The following is an 18,821-nucleotide window of genomic DNA, read 5'->3' as shown; positions in this document are numbered from 1 at the left end:
CGGGCGTTGAACCGGGGCGTTGGCCAGGGGCCCGGGGGCGTCGGGTGAGCGGCGTCAGCCCTCCGTCGCGCCCTCCACCACGGCCTCGCGGCGTCCGGGGCCGTCGTCCGTGGTGGCCGTCTCGCGCAGCACCGGGATCATGGCGGCGGCGACGTGCTCGGGCGTGATCGGCACCAGACCGGCGCCCGCGTCGATCATCAGCCCGTCGAACCTGCTGCCGTACAGCGTGGACAGCGCCTCGGTGTCGATGACCGGCTGGAGGTTGCCCTCGTCGCTCGGCTCCATGGTGAGGAGGCCGCTCAGGGTCTCGGGGCTGAGCGGCAGCGGCTCGCGCTCGGCGGCGACCAGCCAGATCCAGCCCGACATCGCGGGCTCGCCGAACTCCGTGAGCGCCCGCTGCACCTGCTCCTCGCCGACGAGCGGCTGCTGCTCGCTCGCGGTCAGCTCGACCGCGGGGTTGCGGCCCGTCGCCGCGCGCTCGCGGAAGGCCGACTCGACCCGGTCGGCCGCCTCGTTGAGGTCGATGGCGTTGCCGGGCTCGCCGTTGCGGCCGATGGCCTCGCCGTTCTCGAAGATGACCGTGCCGTCGACCGGGCCCGCGCCCGTGTCGCCCGTCAGGTCCTGGAGGGCGACGGTCAGCTTCTCGCGGTCCACGGCGAACTCCGCGTCGCGCGCCCGCTCGGCGCCCAGCAGCGAGCCATAGACCGAGACCGGGCTGTAGTCCTGGCCCGACGACGCGTCGACCGTGGCCTCGGTGTCCACGGCGAGGCCAGCGACGCTCGGCTTGAGCTCGAACTCCTGGTCGCCGATGAGCAGCGTCAACGGGTCGTTGTTGGCGCGCTGCAACTCCGCGTCGAGGCGGTCGACGGCCTCCTCCGAGCTGAGCCCGCCGATGTCGATGCCCAGCACGGTGGTGCCGCTCGGCACGTCCTCGGGGCTGAGGTAGAGGCCCGCGCCATAGGCCACGACGGCGATGCCGACGACGCCGACCGCGAGCAGCCTGACCTTCGAACGCCCCTTGGGCTTGGCCGACTTGGCGGCCTTCTGCGGCTTGGCCGCCTTCGGCTCGGGCGCGGGCTCACGGCCCTCGTCGACCGGGGCGGGCGGGCGGGGCCCGGGCGGGGGCACCACGGGGCTCGCGCCCGTGTCGTACGGGCCGCCCACCGCGGCCATCGGCCCGGTCGACGTCACCTCGGGCGGGGGCGGGGGCGGGAACGGGCCGCCGAGGTCCATCGTCGTGGAGACGGGGTCCTCATCGGCGGCGGGCGGCGCAGGGGAGCGCAGCGGCATGTCGCCGGTGGCGGGGCCAGCGGTGGGGCCCACGGGGCGCGGGGGCAGCCCGAGCGGGGTGCCGGCGGGGGGCGTCTGCGTGGACTGGCGGAGCCAGTCGGCGGCGATGCCACCCGAGGGGGTGTCGGTCATCGCCGGGTGGCCGCCGGGCGGGGTGTCGGGCCCCGGGGGGCGCTCGCGCTCCGGCTCGGGCGGCGCGCCCGCGGGGCCCTGGGTGGCCCTGGGCGTGGGCGGCTTCCTCGGCTCGAACCACGAGCTGGTCTTCTTGCCGGGGCCACCGGGGCCGCCCGAGCCACCGGCGCCCTGGCCCTGGGGGCCGCCGCGCGCGGCCATCGACTCGCCACCGGTGCGCATGGGCAGCGGCGGCGGGGCGGGCGCCTCCGCGACGGCGGGCCGCTCCACGGTCTCCCGCACCACGATGGGCGGAATGGGCCGGGAGCCCGGGATGTTGATCCGGGCCCGCGTCGTCATCGTGGTCTCGGTCTTCTTCTCCTCCGCCCGCGGGGCCCCGGGGCGGCCTTCGCCGTCCCGGTCCCCGTGCTGGGGCTCACCCCACCCCGCAGGCCCGGGGGGCGGATTGTCACTGTCACGACTCAAGGCAGATCTCCCGGTTGAGCTTCACCGGCCGGCCCGGGACAGGCCCTGCACCGAGCGGCGTGCCCCACGATACTGGGGTCCCGGGTGTGCTAGGCCGCCACCACAGTATTGCTACAGAGCGCGCGAGCTATGAACGAGCGCCCGCGGTCAGGCCCTACGGCACCGCGAACAGGGGGCGCTCGCTTGGCGCGAGCGTCGCACACAGCACGGCGATCACCATGCCGCCCAGCAGGAACAGATAACTGCCCGCGCCCGCCGCGAAGATGAAATCGCCCTGGGGGCGGGTGAACGTGAGCAACACCACGGCGACCGTCCAGCCGCCCGCCGGCGTACCGGCGCCAAGACGGGAGCGCGTGGCCAGCGCCCCGCCCCAGAAAAGCGCCGCCGCGCCCCCCAGGGCCAGCAGCAGCCCCCCGGGGAACCAGCCGCCCTGGATCAACGCGCCCGCCACCCCCGCCGCGGCGCCGAGCAGCGCGAGAACGCCATGGACGACCGCCCTCATGGGCGTTCCCCCTCCCCTTGCGACTCTTGGGGCCCTTCCGGCGCCGGGTCGAGGCCAGCGAAGATGTCGTCCGCGCCAGGCGGGAGCGGCGCCCCCGCGGCCAGCCGGTAGAACTCCGTGTCCCACAGCGGCTGGGCCAGGCCGTTGGAGAGCGCGAAGACCGGCCCCGGCGGGGTGTCGGCGACCTCGATCTGGGTGGCGTGCGCGGCCATCGCCGCGGCCTTGGCGGCCACCTGCCCCGGGGTGCCGGTGACGGCGAGCGCCACCTCGTCGTCCTCGACGACACCCGGCAGGTCGCCGATCGCGGCCACCCCGGCGAACGGCCCGGGGCCCGCCGCGCGCAGGGCGTCGAGGCGCCGCTCGGCGGCGGAGCGCGGCAGGCAGCACCACAGGACGCGGGCGACGCGGTGCGGCGCGGCGGGGTGGGACGCGGCGAGCTCGGCGCCGCGCATGGCGACCCGGTGGGCCATGATGTGGTCGGGGTGGCCGTAACCGCCCTCGGGGTCATAGGTAATGAGAACCGCGGGCCTGACCTCGGCGATGATCTCGGCGAGCGCGGCGCCCGCCTCGTCGAGGTCGGCGCGCAGGAAGGCGGTGGGCGCGTCGTTGGACGGCAGGCCCCTCATCCCCGAGTCGCGCCAGCGGCCCGCGCCGCCGAGGACGCGGTGGTCGGTGACGCCGACGGCGCGCAGGGCGGCGGCCAACTCGGTGGCGCGGAACGGGCCGAGCGCGTCGTCCCGGTCGGCCGCCAGGTGCCGGAGCCCTTCGGGGATGACCTCGCCCTCCTCGCCGAGCGTGCAGGTGACAAGGGTGACGGCGTGCCCGGCGTCGCGCGCGGCGGCCATGGTCACGCCGTTGCCGATGGACTCGTCGTCGGGATGGGCGTGCACGAGAAGCACACGCGCCGGTCCTGAACTCATGGGGCGAGCTTACGTCCCGGCGCGGGCGCGTTCGATCGGTGGCCGAAGTGGCCGGTCAGAAGCTCAGCTCGCTGATCATGTCGGAGAGGCTGGTCGAGAAGTCGTCGATCGTAGGGGCCATGTTGGACCCGGCGAGGTAGAAGCCCAGGAGCACGCAGACCGCGGCGTGCACGACCTTGAGGCCGTTCTTCCTGACCAACAGGACGACGATGACCGCGAGGAGCAGCACCGCAGAGACGGTCACCAGGATCACCTCCATCGAGTCGCACCCGTGTTCCGGGCAGGCCAGAGGGACCTTCCATCTCTGGAAGCACCCGCCCACCCCGCGTGACGAATCATAACGATCAACAGGCCGAGCACGGCTCGGTGCACGGGTGCAGAAGAGGGGCGCACGCCCCCGGCTCAGTGGGCGAGCGTCGTGCCCTCCTCGGGGAAGTGGCAGGCCGTGAGGTGCCCTTCGGCGTTGCCCCCGATCCTGATCAGCGGGGGTGTCTCGGCCGCGCAGCGCTCCTGGGCCTTCCAGCAGCGGGTGCGGAAGCGGCAGCCCGACGGCGGGTCGGTGGGCGAGGGCACATCACCCTCCAGGCGTATCCGCTCACGGACCGGCGCGGCATCGTCCGCGCCGTCCGTGTCACCCGCGCCGTCCGTGTCACCCGTGTCACCCGTGTCCACCTCGGGCACGGCGGACAGCAGCGCGTGGGTGTAGGGGTGGCGGGGGCGCTCGTAGATATCGGCGCGCTCCCCTACCTCGACGATGCGGCCCAGGTACATCACGGCGATGCGCTGCGAGAAGTGCCGCACCACGGCGAGGTCGTGGGCGATGAAGAGGAACGCGATGCCGAGCTCGCGCTGGACGCGCCTGAGGAGGTTGACGACCTGGGCCTGGATGGAGACATCGAGCGCCGAGACCGGCTCGTCGGCGATGATCAGCTTGGGTTCGAGGGCCAGCGCCCTCGCCACCCCGATGCGCTGCCGCTGACCGCCTGAGAACTCGTGGGGGAAGCGGTTGTAGTGCTCGGGATTGAGGCCGACGGTCTCGAGCAGCTCGCGGACGCGGGCCTCGCGGCCTCCCGGCGGGTCGATGCCGTTGATCTCCATGGGCCCGCGGATGATCGTGCCCACGGTCTGGCGGGGGTTGAGCGACGAGTAGGGGTCCTGGAAGATCATCTGGATCTCGGAGCGGATGGGCGCCATCTCCCTGCGCCCCGCGCGCGTGATGTCGCGGTCCCGGTAGGTGATCGTGCCCGCGGTGGGGTCGATCAGCCGGGCGAGCAGGCGCCCCGTGGTGGACTTGCCGCAGCCCGACTCGCCGACCAGGCCGAAGCTCTCACCCTCGTGGACGGTGAAGTCCAGCCCGTCGACCGCCCGTACGGCGCCAACCGTGCGCTTGAACGGGAATCCGGCCCTGACGGGGAAGTGCTTGGTCAGGTCCCTGACGGTCATCAGGGGCGTCCCGTCCCCCGCCCCTTGGCCGCCCGGGCCCTTGGTGGCGCCGTCCTTGCTCAGCGTGCCGCTGGTCATCAGGGCTTCCTTACCTTTCTTCGTGGATGCCCCGGCCTCCGGGCCGGGGAAGAAACGAAGCTCCTGCGGAGCAGGGCGGGAAAGGCCGGTTGACCGCCGGGGCGGAGCGGCGTGCGCCGCTCATCGGCCGACAACCGCCACTCACACGGGAGCTGATGGGTTGTGAGGTGTGGCGCGGCAGGTCAAGCGGGCGTTCAGGTACCACTTTTACCCTGCGGACGGGCAGGCGGCGGAGCTGTCGCGGACGTTCGGCTGTGTCCGTCTGGTGTACAACAAGGCGCTTGAGGAGCGCACCCGGCTGTCGACTCGACTCGTCCACGAGAACCAAGTGGTAGGGATCGAGGACCTCTCCGTCCGCAACCCGCCGAAGAACGGCCGTCTCGCGCGCGCCATCTCGGACGCTTCCTGGACGGAGCTTCGCTCCATGCTGGAGTACAAGTGCGCCTGGTACGGGCGTGACCTCGTGGTGATCGACCGACGGTTCCCCAGCTCGAAGCTGTGCGGGGCCCGCGGCACGGTCCGCGAGAAACTGCCGCTGAACGTCCGGACGTGGACGTGCGAACGCGGCGCGGCGCATGACCGTGACGTGAACGCGGCACGCGCCATCCTGGCCGCCGGGCTGGCGGCAGCAGCCTGGGGAGACGGTGTAAGACCTCAACGGGAGTCCTCCCGGACAGGGCAGTCGTCGATGAAGCAGGAACCCCAGCGGGCAACCGCTGGAACCCCCCGCCTCTAGGCGGGGGAGAAAGTCAACGTGTCGTCCGTTCTCAACTCGTGTGCTCGAAGGCGTCGGTCGGCGGGGCGCCCGCGGGGGTCAGCGGAGCCTGGGCCGGATCCGCTCGGCGAAGATGGTCCGCTTCTGCTCCGCGGTGAGATGGCACGCGGCGCCGCGCTCCTCGGGGAGGGCGGGCCGGTCGGTGGCGCAGTCGAGCGGGCCTGCGACCCGGTCGGAGAACGCGCACCGCGGCTCGAACGGGCAGCCTGGCGGGGGCGCGAGCAGGCTGGGCGGGGTGCCAGCGATGGGCACGAGGTCACGCCCGACGTCGCCGCGCAGCCGCGGCATCGAGCTCAACAGGCCCCAGGTGTACGGGTGTCGGGGGCTGCCGAGCACCTCGCGCGCGGTGCCACGCTCGACCGCTCGGCCCGCGTACATCACGAGGACATCGTCGGAGACGCGGGAGACCACGCCGAGGTCGTGGGTGATCATGATGATCGCGGAGCCGAACTCCTCCTGGAGCTCCATCAGCAGATCCAGGATCTGCGCCTGGACGGTGACGTCGAGTGCCGTGGTCGGCTCGTCGGCGATCAGCAGGTCGGGGTCGCACACGAGGGCCATCGCGATCATGGCGCGCTGCCGCATGCCGCCCGAGAACTGGTGGGGGTAGTCGTCCACGCGCCGGGCGGGGTGCGGGATGCCGACGCGGGCGAGCATGTCGATCGTCCGCTCCCTCGCCTCCTTGCGCGAGGCGCCGCGGTGCTTGCGGAACGGCTCGCCGATCTGCCGCCCCACGGTGTAGTAGGGCGACAGGGCGGTCAGCGGGTCCTGGAAGATCATCGCGACCCTGTTGCCGCGCAGGTGCTCGAGGCGGCGTTCGGGCGCGGTGGTCAGCTCCTGGTCCTCCAGGTGGATCTCCCCCGACACGCGGGTGTGCTTGGGGTTGTGCAGGCCCAGAATGGCCTGGTTGGCCACGGACTTGCCCGAGCCCGACTCGCCCACGATGCCGAGGGTCTTGCCGCGCCACACGTCGAACGAAAGGCCGTCCACGGCCTTGACGACCCCGTCGTCGGTGGGGAAGTGGACGCGCAGGTCACGCACGGAGAGGAACGGCCCGCTTTCCGAAGTGCTCATCCCGTGGCGCTCCTAGTCCAGCCTGACGCGCGGGTCGATCAGCGCGTAGCAGGCGTCGATGACGATGTTGAACAGGACGATCATCAGGGCGGCGAAGAGCATCACGCCCATCAGCATCGGGAGGTTGGACTGGGTCACCGACTCGACCGCGAGCCGCCCCAGGCCGTGCAGCGAGAACGTGTACTCGGTGATCATGGCGCCGCCGAAGAGCGCGCCCAGGTCGATGCCGAAGATCGTGACGATGGGGATCAACGAGCCGCGCCAGGCGTAGCGGAAGAAGACCGTGCGGGGCGCCATGCCCTTGGCCTTGGCGGTGCGGACGTGGTCCTCCTGGAGCTGTTCGATCAGCGTCGCGCGGGACATGCGCGTGTAGTTGGCGGTGAAGATCGTGGAGAGCACCAGCCAGGGCAGCAGCAGCCCCTGGAACCAGCCCCAGGGGTCCTCGCTGATCGGCACGTACTGCGGCTGGGGCAGCAGCTGGGTGTTGTGGACCAGCACCGCGAGGGCCAGCGGGCCGAGGAAGTAGATCTGCATCGAGCTGAGGACGAGCGACGTGGAGCTCATCGTCTTGTCGAGCAGCGTGCCGCGGCGGGCGGCGGCCAGCATGCCGAACGCCAGGCCGAGGACGAGGAAGACCAGCGCGCCGCCGACCGTCAGGGAGACGGTGGTGGGCAGCCGGTCGAGGATGGTGTCGAGCACCGGGCGGTTGTCGCGGAAGGAGAAGCCGAGGCAGGGCGCGGGGCAGCTGCCCGCGGGGAAGTCGCGGCCGGTGAAGAGCCCGGCCATGTACTCGATGTACTGCTGGGGGACCGGTTTGTCGATGCCCAGATTGTGCTCGACGACGGCCAGCTGCTCCTGGGTGCAGACGCCCTTGCCGCAGGCGAGCAGCGCGGGGTTGCGCGGGATCGCGTAGAAGAGGAAGAACGTCACGGCGCTGATCACCAGGAGAATGGCGATGGCGCCGAGCGTTCGCCTGAGGATGAATCGGAGCATCGGGGTAACAGCCTTTGGTCGAAAGCCGGTTCTCCGGGGACCGGGGCCGCGGCGGGGGTTGCCGCGGCCCCGGTCGGGTGGGACAGCGGCTACGGGATGACGTAGATCCGGTTCATGTCGACGCTGCCGATGTCGTCGTTGAAGACGGCCCCTCCGATGCGCGAGCCGTGCATGACCGTCTGCCGGTAGTAGAACGTCGGCACGCCGGGGATCAGCTCCTCCTGGATGTGCGCGGCGAGTTCGGCCCACTCGGCCGCGGCCTCGGCGGCGTCGGGGATCCGGCGGATCCGGTCGATCTCGGAGTTGACGTGCTCGTCGTTCAGGTGGCTGTAGTTGGAGGCGCCGTCCTGGATCTGGCGGCCGTCGAACTGCGGCGGGATCACCGTGGCGGCGGAGAGCCAGTCGTGGCCCCAGCTGCTGCGGTAGATGTCGTAGCCGCTGTCGACGACGCCGATGGTGTCGTAGTACGTCTCGGGCGGCACCTCGCTGCGGTTGACCTCGAAGCCCGCGGCCTCCAGGGCGTCGGCGATGGCGACCGCGGCCTCGGTGTCCTCGGGGACCGTGTTGTGCACGTAGTTGAGCTCGTAGCCGACGGCGTCGGCCTCTTCCAGGAGCTCACGCGCGCGCTCGACGTCGCCCCGGGGGTTGGCCAGCTTGCCGAACGGGTCGTAATCCGGGTCGAAGCCGGGCAGCAGCGGGCTGAGCAGGCCGCCCGCGTACTCGCCGCCGATCGAGCCGCCGTACGCGTTGAGCACGCCGTTGAGCGGCACCGCCTGGACGATCGCCTCGCGCACGGTGGGGTCGGTGACCCGGTCGAGGTTGATGGCGAGCTGGGCGACATAGGGCTGGAAGCCGTCCACCAGGCGCTCGCGGTACCGCTCGTCCTCCATGACGGTGGGGCCGTTGCCCGCGTCCAGGCCGTTGTTGAACGTCATGGCCGTCTGGTCGTCGCCGTTGTCCGCCATCAGGCGCGCGGTCGAGTCCTCCTGGCTGTGGCCGAAGCTGATCTCGAACCGGTCGGGGTAGGCGTTGCGCGCCGGGTCGGACTCGGGCTCCCAGTACTCGTTCCTGGTCAGGGTCATCGAGCGCCCCGGCCTGAACTCGTCGATCTGGTACGGGCCCGAGGTCATCGGCTCCTGGTCGTAGCGCTCCCTGGTGTCGCCCTCCTCGGAGACGACCGCGTAGCCCGCGATGGCCAGGGCGTAGGGCAGGTCGTTCTGGGGCTCTTCGAAGTGGAAGACGATGGTCTTCTCGTCCGGGGTCTCAAGGATCGAGTCGGGCAGGTGGTCGCCCTCGTAGGGGCCATCGGGCAGCAGGTCGCGGTAGTCGACGCCTTCGGTGCCCGCGAGCCACTGCTGGAGGTAGGTGGGGCCCTGGGCGATGAACGGGGCGAACTGCCGCTCGAACGTGTGCCGGAAGTCGGCCGATGTGATGGGCGACCCGTCGTTGAAGTAGATGTCGTCCTTGAGCGTGTACGTCCATGTCCTGCCGTCGTCGGACACCTGGCCCGAGTCGGTCGCCAGGTCGCCGACGACGGTGTAGTCGCCGTCGTTGCCAAGGCGGACGGCCGTGAGGCCGCGGTGGATCAGGCGGGCGATGTTGGACTCGTGGGAGACATAGATCTGCGCCGGGTCGAGGTGGTCGGGCGAGGTCTGCTGGAGCACGGTGACCGTGCCGCCGGGCTCGGCGCCCTCGACCGGCTCGGCGGGGCCCTGGGAGTCCTCGGCGGTGCCGAAGGATATGCTCGCCAGTTCCTCGGGGGCCGCGCTCTCCTCCTCGCCGCCGCCCTCGCCGTCGCCGCCGCCTCCGCCGCTGCTGCACGCGCTGAGGATCAGCGCCCCGGCCAGGGCGAGTGACACCCCGGCGGCGCGTTTCGCGCCCAGTGATCTCTTGCTCATCGGTTGCTGGCACCTGCCCGTCGTTGATCGGAACATCAGGAGCTGTCGGAACATCAGGGGTGGCGCGTCGAGCCGCGCCGCGCGTGGCCGTTCATCGGACGGTCTTGGGGTCGAAGGCGTCCCTGACCGAGTCCCCCAGGAGGTTGAAGGCGACCACGAAGATCACCATGGAGACCCCGGGGAAGAACATGTAGGTGATGTCGCTGCGGTAGACCTCGGCCGCGGTGGCGAACATCCGGCCCCAGTCGGGGGTCGGCTCGGTCAGGCCCACGCCGAGGAAGGACAGCGCCGCCGCGGTGGTCACGAAGTTGGGCAGCATATAGGTGGCCTGCACGAGCATCGGCGAGACGACGTTGGGCAGCAGCTCCTTGCGGATGATCCGCCAGGGCGAGGCCCCCGAGACCTTGGCCGCCTCGATGAACTCCCGCTCGCGCAGGGCGAGTGTCGCCCCGCGCAGGATCCGCCCCAGGGTCATCCAGCCGAGCGCCCAGAGCACGATGACGATGGAGACCACCTTCACGGAGGTCGGGGTCTCCTCCCTCGGGTCGACGAAGAGGGTGGCGATGATCGGCAGGAAGGCCACGAAGAACAGCTGCTGGGGGAACGCCATGAGCAGGTCGATCAGGCGGCTGATGGCATAGTCCCAGCGGCCCCCGAGATATCCGGCCGCGATGCCGAGCACGATCGCGGTGAGCGTGGCGAGAACGGTGACCGCGAGGGCGATGAGGAGGGATGTGCGTATTCCGTAGAGGAGTTCGGTGAGAACGTCGCGTCCCGTGCCGGGTTCGAGGCCGAACCAGAATTCGCCGTCGATGCCGCCATTGGGCTTGACCGGATAGCCGTACTCATTGAGCAGGCCGCTTTCGAGCTGCCCGTACCTGGTGTAGGGGTCCTTGCCGTAGAGCCAGGATATGACCGGCGCGAGCAGGCCGATCGCAAAGAAGAACAGCACGACACAGGCGGATATCACGCCCGTTCGGTCACGCCGGAAGCGCCGCCACATCAGCTGGCCGGGCGATCGGCCGACGGGCGGCGCCTCGGCGGCCTGGACTTCGCTGGACATCAAGTCCCCCCGACTGTGTGGTCATCCGGCATGCGATGCGAGTAGACCGGACTGTCGCAAGGCCCAGAGTTTCCCGTCAAGACATAGCAGTGGTATAAACCTATGACGATCATTTGGTGAGCCAAGGTTATGCGGATTGACGCAGAAACGTGCTTGACTCGGCCATCAGCGATCGGAAATGTGGGCATAAGAGGGGAAGCGGCCTGTTAACCGGTCCGCAACACCGTGGACCCTATACCGATATGCGAACGCCCCAGACTGAGGCGGTACGGCCGTGCGGGTGCCGTAGCCCGGGGCGGCGTGGCCATCTGGTCCACGCCGCCCCGGTGCCGTGCCGGGGCGGAGCCCCCGCCTCAGGCGCTGGCCACCTGCGGCTTCTCCTCGGCGAAGTGGCAGGCGGAGTCGTGCGCCACATGGCCGGGGGCCGCGGCGAACTCCACGGGCACCGCCAGCGGCGGCTCGACCTCGGCGCACAGCTCGCGCGCTTTCCAGCAGCGGGTGCGGAATCGGCACCCTGAGGGCGGATGGGCGGGCGAGGGCACATCCCCGGACAGAATGATGCGTTCGCGCCGCTCGCGCGCCTCGGGATCGGGCAAGGGAACGGCGGAAAGCAGGGCCTGGGTGTATGGATGGGTGGGGTGGTCGTAAATGGCTTGGTCCGTGCCGATTTCCACGATCTTTCCCAGGTACATCACCCCCACCCGATCGGAGATATGGCGCACGATCGACAAATCGTGCGCGATGAACACATAGGAGAGGCCGAACTCGTCCTGGAGCCGTTCCATCAGATTGACGACCTGCGCCTGGACCGAGACATCGAGCGCGGAGACGGGCTCGTCGGCGACGATGATCTCGGGATTGAGCGCGAGCCCCCGGGCGATCCCGATGCGCTGCCGCTGGCCTCCGGAGAACTGATGGGGATAGCGGTTGAGATATTCCGGATTGAGCCCCACCACATCGAGCAGATCCCGCACCCTGCGCCGCCTGTCTCCCTTGGGCGCGGCCTCGGGGTGGATGTCGAACGGCTCCCCGATGATGTCGCCCACGGTCATCCGGGGATTCAGCGACGTATAGGGGTCCTGGAACACCATCTGGATATTCCGGCGCACCGCCTTGAGCGCCCGCCCCGAGAGCGTGGAAATGTCCTCGCCCTTGTAGATGATCTCGCCGGCGGTGGGCCGTTCCAGGCTCACAAGCAGCTTGGCCACCGTGGACTTGCCGCAGCCCGACTCCCCCACCACGCCGAGCGTCTCGCCCCTGCGCAGGCTGAACGACACCCCGTCGACCGCCCTGACCGCGCCGACCTGGCGGCGCAGCAGGATGCCCCGGGTGAGCGGGAAGTGCTTGACCAGACCGCGGGCCTCAAGGATGACCTCACGCGCGGGCCCGGGGGCCCCGGCCTCATCGCCGATCGGCGTCACCGAGCGTCTCCTTCCAGAAGTGGCAGGCGCTTGACCGGCCTTGACCGATCTCGTACAGCGGGGGCCGCGGGTCCTTTCGGCAGACGTCCCGCACCTGGGGGCAGCGCGGGTGGAAAGGGCATCCGGACGGGACCCTCAGCAGATTGGGCGGCAGCCCCTTGATGGCGCTCAGCTGGGTGCCCTTGGCGTCCAGGCGCGGGATCGACTCCAGCAGGCCCTTGGTGTAGGGGTGCGCGGGGCGGGCGTACAGCTCCTTGACGGGCGCGTTCTCCACGATGCGCCCCGCGTACATCACCGCGATCCGGTCGGCGACATCGGCGACGACGCCCAGATCGTGGGTGATCAGGATCAGTCCCATCTGATACTCGCGGCGCAGCTCGTCGAGCAGATCCATCACCTGGGCCTGCACGGTGACATCGAGCGCGGTGGTCGGCTCGTCCGCGATGATCAGCGCGGGCTCGAGGGCGAGCGCCATCGCGATCATGATGCGCTGGCGCATGCCCCCCGAGAACTGGTGCGGGTAGTCGTTGACCCGCTGCGCCGCGCCCGGGATCCGCACCCGGTCCATCAGCTCGACCGCCCCCGCCCTCGCCTCGGCCCGCGAACTCCCGCGGTGCACGCGGAACATCTCGCCCAGCTGGTAGCCGACGGTGAGCACGGGGTTGAGCGAGGAGAGCGCGTCCTGGAAGATCATCGCCATCCGCTCGCCGCGCACCCTGCGGCGCTCCTCCCTGCCCATGGTGAGCAGGTCGTGCCCCTGGAAGAGGATCCGGCCCCCCGCGACGCGCCCCGGCGGGCTCTCCAGGATGCCCATCACGGCGAGCGCGGTCACCGACTTGCCCGAGCCCGACTCGCCGAGCACCGCCAGGGTCTCGCCCGCGTCCACGCCGTAGCTGACCCCGTTGACCGCGGAGACCACCCCGTCCCTGGTGGCGAACTCCACGCGGAGATCCTGGACTTCGAGCAGCATGCGCGGTCTCCCGTTCAGCGGAGCTTGGGGTCGATGGCGTCGCGCACGGCGTCGCCGAGCATGATGAAGGCCAGCACGGTCAGGCTGAGCGCCGCCGCGGGGTAGAGCAGGATGTGCGGCGCGTTGCGGAACTGCATGCCGTCGGAGGCGGCGGAGATGTCCACGCCCCAGGAGACGGTGGGCGGCCGCAGGCCCACGCCCAGGTAGCTGAGGGTGGCTTCGAGGGCGATGAACGTCCCCAGCGTGATCGTCGCCATCACGATCACGGGGGCCACCGCGTTGGGCAGGATGTGGCGCAGCAGCAGGCGCGCGTTGCCCGCGCCGAGCGCGCGGGCGGCCTGGACGTAGTCGTGCTGCTTGGCGGTGATGACCGCGCCGCGCGCGATGCGGGCCACCTGGGGCCAGCTGAGCGCGGCGATGACGAGCACGACGGGCCAGATGCCGGAGAGCGAGATCATCGACAGGAAGACGATGGCGCCGAGCACCACGGGGATGCCGAAGAAGACATCGGTCAGGCGCGAGAGCAGGGTGTCCCAGAGGCCGCCGAAGAAGCCCGCGAGGCCGCCGACCACCGCCCCGACCAGGGCGACCCCCGCGGTGGCGGTGAGGCCCACGGCGATGGAGGCGCGGGCGCCGTACACGGTGCGGGTATAGACGTCGCAGCCCTGGGTGTCGAAGCCGAACCAGTGCCCGGCGCTGGGGCCCTGGAGCGAGCGGGCCAGGTCGCAGCGCTGCGGGTCGCGGGTGGCGATCAGGCTCGGCCAGAGGGCGATCACGACCAAAAAGAGGATAAGCAACGCCGAGACCACGAAGATCGGATTGTGTCGCAGATCGTGCCAGGCGTCGCTCCACAGTCCGCGGGGGGCGTCCTTCTCGGGGGAGGAGGTGCCGGCCGTGAGGCCCTTGGCGGCGTTCTCCTCCTCCGCTTCCATCGGCGAGGGCGCTGAGGTGGCGTCAGACATAGCGGATCCTGGGGTCGAGCACGGCGTACAGGACGTCGACGAGCAGGTTCGCGAGCAGGAAGATCAGGACCAGGACGACGACAAAGCCGACGACCGTCGGGGAGTTCTGCCGCAGGATGCCCTGGAACAGCTGGTAGCCCACGCCCTGGATGTTGAAGATGCGCTCGGTGACGATGGCGCCCGCCATCAGGTTGCCGACGTCGGCGCCGAGGTAGGTGACCACGGGGATCAGGGAGTTGCGCAGCAGGTGGCGGACCGTGACGCGGCGGCGCGGCAGGCCCTTGGCGTGGGCGGTGCGGATGTAGTCGGCGCGGGTGTTCTCGGCGACGGACGTCCTGGTGAGCCGGGTGACATAGGCGAGCGAGACGAGCGACAGGATCAGCCCGGGGACCAGCAGCTCGTCCAGGCGCGGGTCGGGGCTGACGGCCGGGTCGATCCAGCCGAGCTTGACGCCGAGGACGTACTGGACGGTGGTGCCGAGGACAAAGGTGGGGACGGCGATCACCACGAGCGTTCCGACCAGGACCGTGGTGTCGAGGGAACGGCCGCGGCGCAGGCCGGTGATGACGCCGAGGGCGATGCCGAGGACCACTTCGAGCACGAGCGCGACCACCATCAGCCGGAAGCTGATCGGAAAGGCATGCTCCATGAGCTGGGTGACGGGCTGCCCGTTGAACGCGGTGCCAAAGTCGCCCGTGAAGATCTTGCCCATGTAGAGCAGGTACTGGAGCGGCAGCGGCTTGTCGAGGTCGAACTCCTCGCGCAGCGCCTGCGCGGTGGCGGGGTCGGGGCCCCGGTCGCCGAAGAGCCCCGAGACCGGGTCGCCGATCGCGTAGACCATCACGAAGATGAGGAACGTGGCCCCGAGGAAGACCGGGACCATCTGGATCAGGCGGCGGATGACATAGCGCCCCACGTCGCGTCAGCTCACCTTGATGTCGGTGAAGACCGGCACCGAGAAGGGATTGAGCCGGACGTCGCTGACCCGTTCGGAGAACCCCGCGGTGCCGTTCTGGTACCAGAGGGGGATGGCGGGCATGTCGTGCACCAGGACACGCTCGGCCTCCTTGAACGTGTCGATCGCCTCGCCCTCGTCGCCCTGCGCGTTGGCCCGGTCGATCAGGTCGTCGAACTCACCGCTGCTGTAGCCGGAGTCGTTGGACGAGGCGTCGGTGTAGTAGAGCGGCTGGAGGAAGTTCTGGATGAGCGGGTAGTCCATCTGCCACCCGGTGCGGAACATCCCGTTCATCTCGTGGCCCGTGACGCGGTTGCGGAAGTCGGCGAACGTGGGGACGGGGTTGACGGTGCAGGCGTCGCGCTGGTCGAGGGCGTTGTTGACGCTGTTGCACACCGCGTCCATCCACTGGCGGTGGGAGCCGGTGTCGACGTTGGAGGTGATCGTCACCGAGCCGCCTGGCAGGCCGCCCGCCTCCTCGACGAGCTCCTTGGCGCGCCTGGGGTCGTAGGAGCAGACGTCGCCGCACAGGCCCCGGTCGAAGCCCCCGTTGTCGCCGAGCACCGGGGAGGTGAAGTCGCCGGCCGGGGTGCGGGTGTCGTGGAAGATCCGGGAGGTGATCTGCTCCCGGTCGATCGCCATCGAGAGCCCCTGGCGCAGCTTGCGCCCGTCCTCGCCGCGCCAGCCGCTGTCGTAGAGGGGGAAGGAGAGCGTCTGGATGATCCCGGCCGGCTCGTTGATGTAGCGGTCGCCCAGGTCGTTCTCGACGTTGGCGAGCTGACCGGCGGGGACGTCGTCGATGACATCGAGGTTGCCCGCCTGGAGGTCGGTGTAGGCGGTGTTGTTGTCGGTGTAGACGCGCAGCTCGACGCCGTTGTTGCGGGGGCGGTCGGGGCCCGCGTAGTCCTCGTAGCGGGAGAGCGTCATGCCCTGGCTCTGCCGGTAGGAGTCGATCTTGTAGGGCCCGTTGCCCACGGGCTTGGCCAGCCAGCCCTCGTGGTCGTCGAAGAACGCCCGTGGCAGGGGCGCGTAGGCGGCGTAGCCCAGGGTCTCGGGCCACAGGGAGAACGGCTCGCTGAGGGTGACCTCGAAGGTGTGGTCGTCCTTGACGCGAAGGCCGCTGAGGGTGTCGGCGGTGGCCCGCTCCCCCTCCTCCGTGGGGTGGACCTCGTCATAGCCCTCGATGAACTGGAAGAAATAGCTGGCCACTTGGGCGTTGTCCACATGAGCGCCGTAGTTCCAGGCGTCCACATAGGACTCGGCCGTGACGGGCGTGCCGTCGGAGAACGTCCAGCCGTCCTCGATGGTGACCGTGAAGTGGCGCTGGTCGTCGGTCTCGATGGACTCGGCCATCGCGTCCTTGGCCTCGCCGGTCTCGGGGTCGTACCGCTTGAGGCCCCTGAAGATCATGTCGAGGACCTTGCCGCCCTGGACCTCGTTGGTGTTCGCCGGCTCGAGCGGGTGCTGGGGGTCGCCCCACGACGCACGGACCACGCCGTCGCCCCCGCCGCTCCCGCCGTCGCCCCCGCCGCAGGCCGCGGCCGCCAGGGCGAGGACCGCCGTGCCTGCGATGACGCCGCACAGGCGGGCACGTGGGCGCATGGGTGCCTCCTCGGGATTGGAGAGCCGTGCTCGGAGGCAATAAAACCGCTTATATCCCCTATGGGCGGCGGCGCCCCTCCCGAGCCCGGGCCACTCGTGCCCGAAAACCCCCCGAATGCCGGAGCCCGGCCGGACCAGTGGTCCGGCCGGGCTCTCCCCGCCGCGGCACGCGCGCCCCCCGGCGTTCGGGCACGCGTTCAGGCGCGCGTTCAGGCGTGGACGATGTCCTTGTCCTCGGCGAAGTGGCAGGCCGACTCGTGCTTCGCCCCGGTGTCGCTGTCCTTGTACCGCTCGGGCACGGCGAGCAGCGGCACCTCCTCGGCGCAGATGTCCTGCGCCTTCCAGCAGCGGGTGCGGAATCGGCAGCCGGACGGCGGGTTCGCGGGGGACGGCACGTCGCCCGCGAGGATGATCCGCTCCCTGGTGTCCCTGCCCTCGGGGTCGGGCTGCGGGACCGCGGAGAGCAGCGCCTGGGTGTAGGGGTGGGTGGGGTGGTCGTAGATCTGGGCGTCGGTGCCGACCTCGGCCAGCTTGCCCAGGTACATCACGCCGACCCGGTCGGAGATGTGCCGCACGATCGACAGGTCGTGCGCGATGAAGACATAGGCGAGGTTCAGCTCGTTCTGCAGCCGCTCCATCAGGTTGATGACCTGCGCCTGCACCGACACGTCGAGCGCGGAGACCGGCTCGTCGCACACGATGATCTCGGGGTTGAGCGCCAGCCCCCTGGCGATCCCGATGCGCTGCCGCTGGCCGCCCGAGAACTGGTGCGGGTAGCGGTTGATGTACTCGGGGTTGAGCCCGACCAGGTCGAGCAGCTCGCGCACCCGCTTGTCCCTGCTGCCCTTGGGCGCCGCGTCGGGGTGGATCGCGAACGGCTCCCCGATGATGTCGCCGACCGTCATGCGGGGGTTGAGCGAGGTGTAGGGGTCCTGGAAGACCATCTGGATGTTCCTGCGGACCGCCTTGAGCGCCCGGCGCGAGAGCTTGGAGATGTCCTCGCCCTTGTAGAAGATCTCGCCCGACGTGGGCTGCTCCAGGTTCATCAGGAGCTTGGCCACCGTGGACTTGCCGCAGCCCGACTCGCCCACGATGCCGAGCGTCTCGCCCTCGTACAGGTCGAACGAGACGTCGTCCACGGCCCGCACGGCGCCGATCTGCGACTTGAAGAGGATGCCTCGGGTGAGCGGGAAGTGCTTGACGAGATTGCGCACCCTGAGGATGGGCTCGCCCCGGTCAGCCATGGATCGTCTCCTTCCAGAAGTGGCACGCGCTGCTCCGGCCGCCCAGCGGGCTGCCGTCCCGCTCGGTGACATCCACCTGCGGCGGCACCTCGGTGCGGCAGATGTCCTGCGCCATGGCGCACCGGGGGTTGAACGCGCAGCCGCTGGGGATGGCCGTCAGGCTGGGCGGCAGCCCCTTGATCGCGTAGAGCTCCTTGCCCTTGTGGTCCAGGCGCGGGATCGACTCCAGCAGGCCCTTGGTGTAGGGGTGCGCGGGCCGCTTGTACAGCTCGTGCACGGGGGCGTTCTCGACGATGCGCCCCGCGTACATCACCGCGATCTTGTCCGCGACGTCGGCGACCACGCCGAGGTCGTGGGTGATCAGGATCAGGCCCATGTGGAAGTCGCGCTGGAGCTCGGCCAGCAGGTCCATCACCTGCGCCTGGACCGTCACGTCGAGCGCGGTGGTCGGCTCGTCGGCGATGATCACGTCGGGCTCGAGGGCCAGCGCCATGGCGATCATGATGCGCTGGCGCATGCCGCCGGAGAACTGGTGCGGGTAGTCGTTCACCCGCTCCTTGGCGGCCGGGATGCGGACCCGTTCCATCAGCTCGACGGCCTTGGCCTTGGCGGCCTTGCGGGAGAAGCCGCGGTGGACGCGGAACATCTCACCCAGCTGGCTCCCGACGGTGAGCACCGGGTTCAGGGCGGACAGCGCGTCCTGGAAGATCATCGCTATCTTGTCGCCGCGGACCCGGCGCCTGGCCTCCTCGGGGAGGGTCAGCAGGTCCTCGCCGCGGAAGAGGATCTGGCCGCCGGTGACACGCCCAGGCGGGGTGTCGAGGATGCCCATGATGGTCTGGGCGGTCACGGACTTGCCCGAGCCCGACTCACCGAGCACGGCAAGGGTCTCGCCGGCGTCCACGGAGTAGCTGACGCCGTTGACGGCCTTGGCCGCGCCCTCCCTCGTGCTGAACTCGACGTGCAGGTCCCGGACTTCGAGCAGCGGAACGCCGGGGGTCTCCGCCTTGGTCATTTCGATCGACACGTGCGTC

Annotated in this window: 17 protein-coding genes; 1 reads left to right on the top strand and 16 read right to left on the bottom strand. The window is 70.4% G+C overall.

Annotated elements, in window-relative coordinates:
- Nucleotides 1-54: 54 nt before the first annotated feature.
- The 5 genes from DEH69_RS21460 to DEH69_RS21440 form a co-directional block, all read right to left on the bottom strand.
- Entirely contained in the window at nt 55-1,761 is a 1,707-nt protein-coding gene (locus DEH69_RS21460; protein WP_113688603.1) for a peptidoglycan binding domain-containing protein, read from the bottom strand.
- 280 nt (nt 1,762-2,041) lie between these two features.
- Complete coding sequence (locus DEH69_RS21455; RefSeq protein ID WP_113688602.1) at nt 2,042-2,389, bottom strand: DUF6113 family protein; 348 nt, start codon at nt 2,387-2,389, stop codon at nt 2,042-2,044.
- Nucleotides 2,386-3,309, bottom strand: a complete 924-nt coding sequence (gene mshB / locus DEH69_RS21450; RefSeq protein ID WP_113688601.1) for an N-acetyl-1-D-myo-inositol-2-amino-2-deoxy-alpha-D-glucopyranoside deacetylase — start codon at nt 3,307-3,309, stop codon at nt 2,386-2,388. Before mshB ends, DEH69_RS21455 begins: the two co-directional genes overlap by 4 nt.
- Nucleotides 3,310-3,364: 55 nt before the next feature.
- Nucleotides 3,365-3,559 (bottom strand): hypothetical protein, encoded by a 195-nt coding sequence (locus DEH69_RS21445; RefSeq protein WP_113688740.1) that lies wholly within the window; start codon nt 3,557-3,559, stop codon nt 3,365-3,367.
- Nucleotides 3,560-3,711: 152 nt separating this feature from the next.
- Nucleotides 3,712-4,752 carry an ABC transporter ATP-binding protein gene (locus DEH69_RS21440; RefSeq protein ID WP_258534867.1) on the bottom strand — a complete coding sequence of 347 codons (1,041 nt, stop codon included), beginning with the start codon at nt 4,750-4,752 and terminating at the stop codon, nt 3,712-3,714.
- A gap of 247 nt (nt 4,753-4,999) precedes the next feature.
- Here DEH69_RS21440 and DEH69_RS21435 point away from each other — a divergent pair, with 247 nt between their 5' ends.
- Nucleotides 5,000-5,566: an RNA-guided endonuclease TnpB family protein gene (locus tag DEH69_RS21435; protein ID WP_113688599.1), complete on the top strand. Its 567-nt coding sequence runs from the start codon at nt 5,000-5,002 to the stop codon at nt 5,564-5,566.
- A gap of 78 nt (nt 5,567-5,644) precedes the next feature.
- Here the strand turns inward: DEH69_RS21435 and DEH69_RS21430 are convergent, their stop codons facing one another.
- The 11 genes from DEH69_RS21430 to DEH69_RS21380 all read right to left on the bottom strand — a co-directional run bounded on the left by DEH69_RS21430 (nt 5,645) and on the right by DEH69_RS21380 (nt 18,802).
- Complete coding sequence (locus DEH69_RS21430; RefSeq protein ID WP_113688598.1) at nt 5,645-6,679, bottom strand: ABC transporter ATP-binding protein; 1,035 nt, start codon at nt 6,677-6,679, stop codon at nt 5,645-5,647.
- A 12-nt stretch (nt 6,680-6,691) separates the two neighbouring features.
- Nucleotides 6,692-7,672 (bottom strand): ABC transporter permease, encoded by a 981-nt coding sequence (locus DEH69_RS21425; RefSeq protein ID WP_113688597.1) that lies wholly within the window; start codon nt 7,670-7,672, stop codon nt 6,692-6,694.
- A gap of 89 nt (nt 7,673-7,761) precedes the next feature.
- On the bottom strand, nt 7,762-9,570 hold the full coding sequence (locus DEH69_RS21420) for an ABC transporter substrate-binding protein (protein ID WP_113688596.1): 1,809 nt from the start codon (nt 9,568-9,570) through the stop codon (nt 7,762-7,764).
- A 91-nt stretch (nt 9,571-9,661) separates the two neighbouring features.
- The gene (locus DEH69_RS21415) at nt 9,662-10,633 is read right to left on the bottom strand and encodes an ABC transporter permease (RefSeq protein WP_113688595.1); all 972 of its coding nucleotides are present in this window, start codon (nt 10,631-10,633) and stop codon (nt 9,662-9,664) included.
- A 353-nt stretch (nt 10,634-10,986) separates the two neighbouring features.
- Nucleotides 10,987-12,045: an ABC transporter ATP-binding protein gene (locus DEH69_RS21410; RefSeq protein ID WP_113688739.1), complete on the bottom strand. Its 1,059-nt coding sequence runs from the start codon at nt 12,043-12,045 to the stop codon at nt 10,987-10,989.
- On the bottom strand, nt 12,035-13,024 hold the full coding sequence (locus DEH69_RS21405; RefSeq protein WP_113688594.1) for an ABC transporter ATP-binding protein: 990 nt from the start codon (nt 13,022-13,024) through the stop codon (nt 12,035-12,037). Before DEH69_RS21405 ends, DEH69_RS21410 begins: the two co-directional genes overlap by 11 nt.
- A gap of 14 nt (nt 13,025-13,038) precedes the next feature.
- Nucleotides 13,039-13,986, bottom strand: a complete 948-nt coding sequence (locus DEH69_RS21400; protein WP_113688593.1) for an ABC transporter permease — start codon at nt 13,984-13,986, stop codon at nt 13,039-13,041.
- A complete protein-coding gene (locus tag DEH69_RS21395) occupies nt 13,979-14,902 on the bottom strand; it encodes an ABC transporter permease (protein ID WP_113688592.1) in 924 nt (307 codons plus the stop codon). Before DEH69_RS21395 ends, DEH69_RS21400 begins: the two co-directional genes overlap by 8 nt.
- Before the next feature lie 6 nt (nt 14,903-14,908).
- Nucleotides 14,909-16,543 carry an ABC transporter substrate-binding protein gene (locus tag DEH69_RS21390; protein WP_113688591.1) on the bottom strand — a complete coding sequence of 545 codons (1,635 nt, stop codon included), beginning with the start codon at nt 16,541-16,543 and terminating at the stop codon, nt 14,909-14,911.
- A gap of 209 nt (nt 16,544-16,752) precedes the next feature.
- Nucleotides 16,753-17,787 (bottom strand): ABC transporter ATP-binding protein, encoded by a 1,035-nt coding sequence (locus DEH69_RS21385; RefSeq protein WP_181727539.1) that lies wholly within the window; start codon nt 17,785-17,787, stop codon nt 16,753-16,755.
- Complete coding sequence (locus DEH69_RS21380) at nt 17,780-18,802, bottom strand: ABC transporter ATP-binding protein (protein ID WP_113688589.1); 1,023 nt, start codon at nt 18,800-18,802, stop codon at nt 17,780-17,782. Before DEH69_RS21380 ends, DEH69_RS21385 begins: the two co-directional genes overlap by 8 nt.
- Between the last annotated feature and the right edge of the window lie 19 nt (nt 18,803-18,821).

This window comes from Streptomyces sp. PT12, assembly GCF_003311645.1.
In the GTDB taxonomy this organism is placed as follows: domain Bacteria; phylum Actinomycetota; class Actinomycetes; order Streptomycetales; family Streptomycetaceae; genus Streptomyces.
The sequence above is the reverse complement of the archived record's forward strand: the minus strand, read 5'-3'. Positions and strand labels throughout refer to the sequence as shown.

Bases quoted from the DNA above. Each gene is read 5' to 3' on its own strand.
- DEH69_RS21460 (WP_113688603.1), bottom strand. From the start codon at position 1,761: ATGACGACGCGGGCCCGGATCAACATCCCGGGCTCCCGGCCCATTCCG.
- DEH69_RS21455 (WP_113688602.1), bottom strand. From the start codon at position 2,389: ATGAGGGCGGTCGTCCATGGCGTTCTCGCGCTGCTCGGCGCCGCGGCG.
- mshB (WP_113688601.1), bottom strand. From the start codon at position 3,309: ATGAGTTCAGGACCGGCGCGTGTGCTTCTCGTGCACGCCCATCCCGAC.
- DEH69_RS21440 (WP_258534867.1), bottom strand. From the start codon at position 4,752: ATGACCGTCAGGGACCTGACCAAGCACTTCCCCGTCAGGGCCGGATTC.
- DEH69_RS21430 (WP_113688598.1), bottom strand. From the start codon at position 6,679: ATGAGCACTTCGGAAAGCGGGCCGTTCCTCTCCGTGCGTGACCTGCGC.
- DEH69_RS21425 (WP_113688597.1), bottom strand. From the start codon at position 7,672: ATGCTCCGATTCATCCTCAGGCGAACGCTCGGCGCCATCGCCATTCTC.
- DEH69_RS21420 (WP_113688596.1), bottom strand. From the start codon at position 9,570: ATGAGCAAGAGATCACTGGGCGCGAAACGCGCCGCCGGGGTGTCACTC.
- DEH69_RS21415 (WP_113688595.1), bottom strand. From the start codon at position 10,633: ATGTCCAGCGAAGTCCAGGCCGCCGAGGCGCCGCCCGTCGGCCGATCG.
- DEH69_RS21405 (WP_113688594.1), bottom strand. From the start codon at position 13,024: ATGCTGCTCGAAGTCCAGGATCTCCGCGTGGAGTTCGCCACCAGGGAC.
- DEH69_RS21400 (WP_113688593.1), bottom strand. From the start codon at position 13,986: ATGTCTGACGCCACCTCAGCGCCCTCGCCGATGGAAGCGGAGGAGGAG.
- DEH69_RS21390 (WP_113688591.1), bottom strand. From the start codon at position 16,543: ATGCGCCCACGTGCCCGCCTGTGCGGCGTCATCGCAGGCACGGCGGTC.
- DEH69_RS21385 (WP_181727539.1), bottom strand. From the start codon at position 17,787: ATGGCTGACCGGGGCGAGCCCATCCTCAGGGTGCGCAATCTCGTCAAG.
- DEH69_RS21380 (WP_113688589.1), bottom strand. From the start codon at position 18,802: ATGACCAAGGCGGAGACCCCCGGCGTTCCGCTGCTCGAAGTCCGGGAC.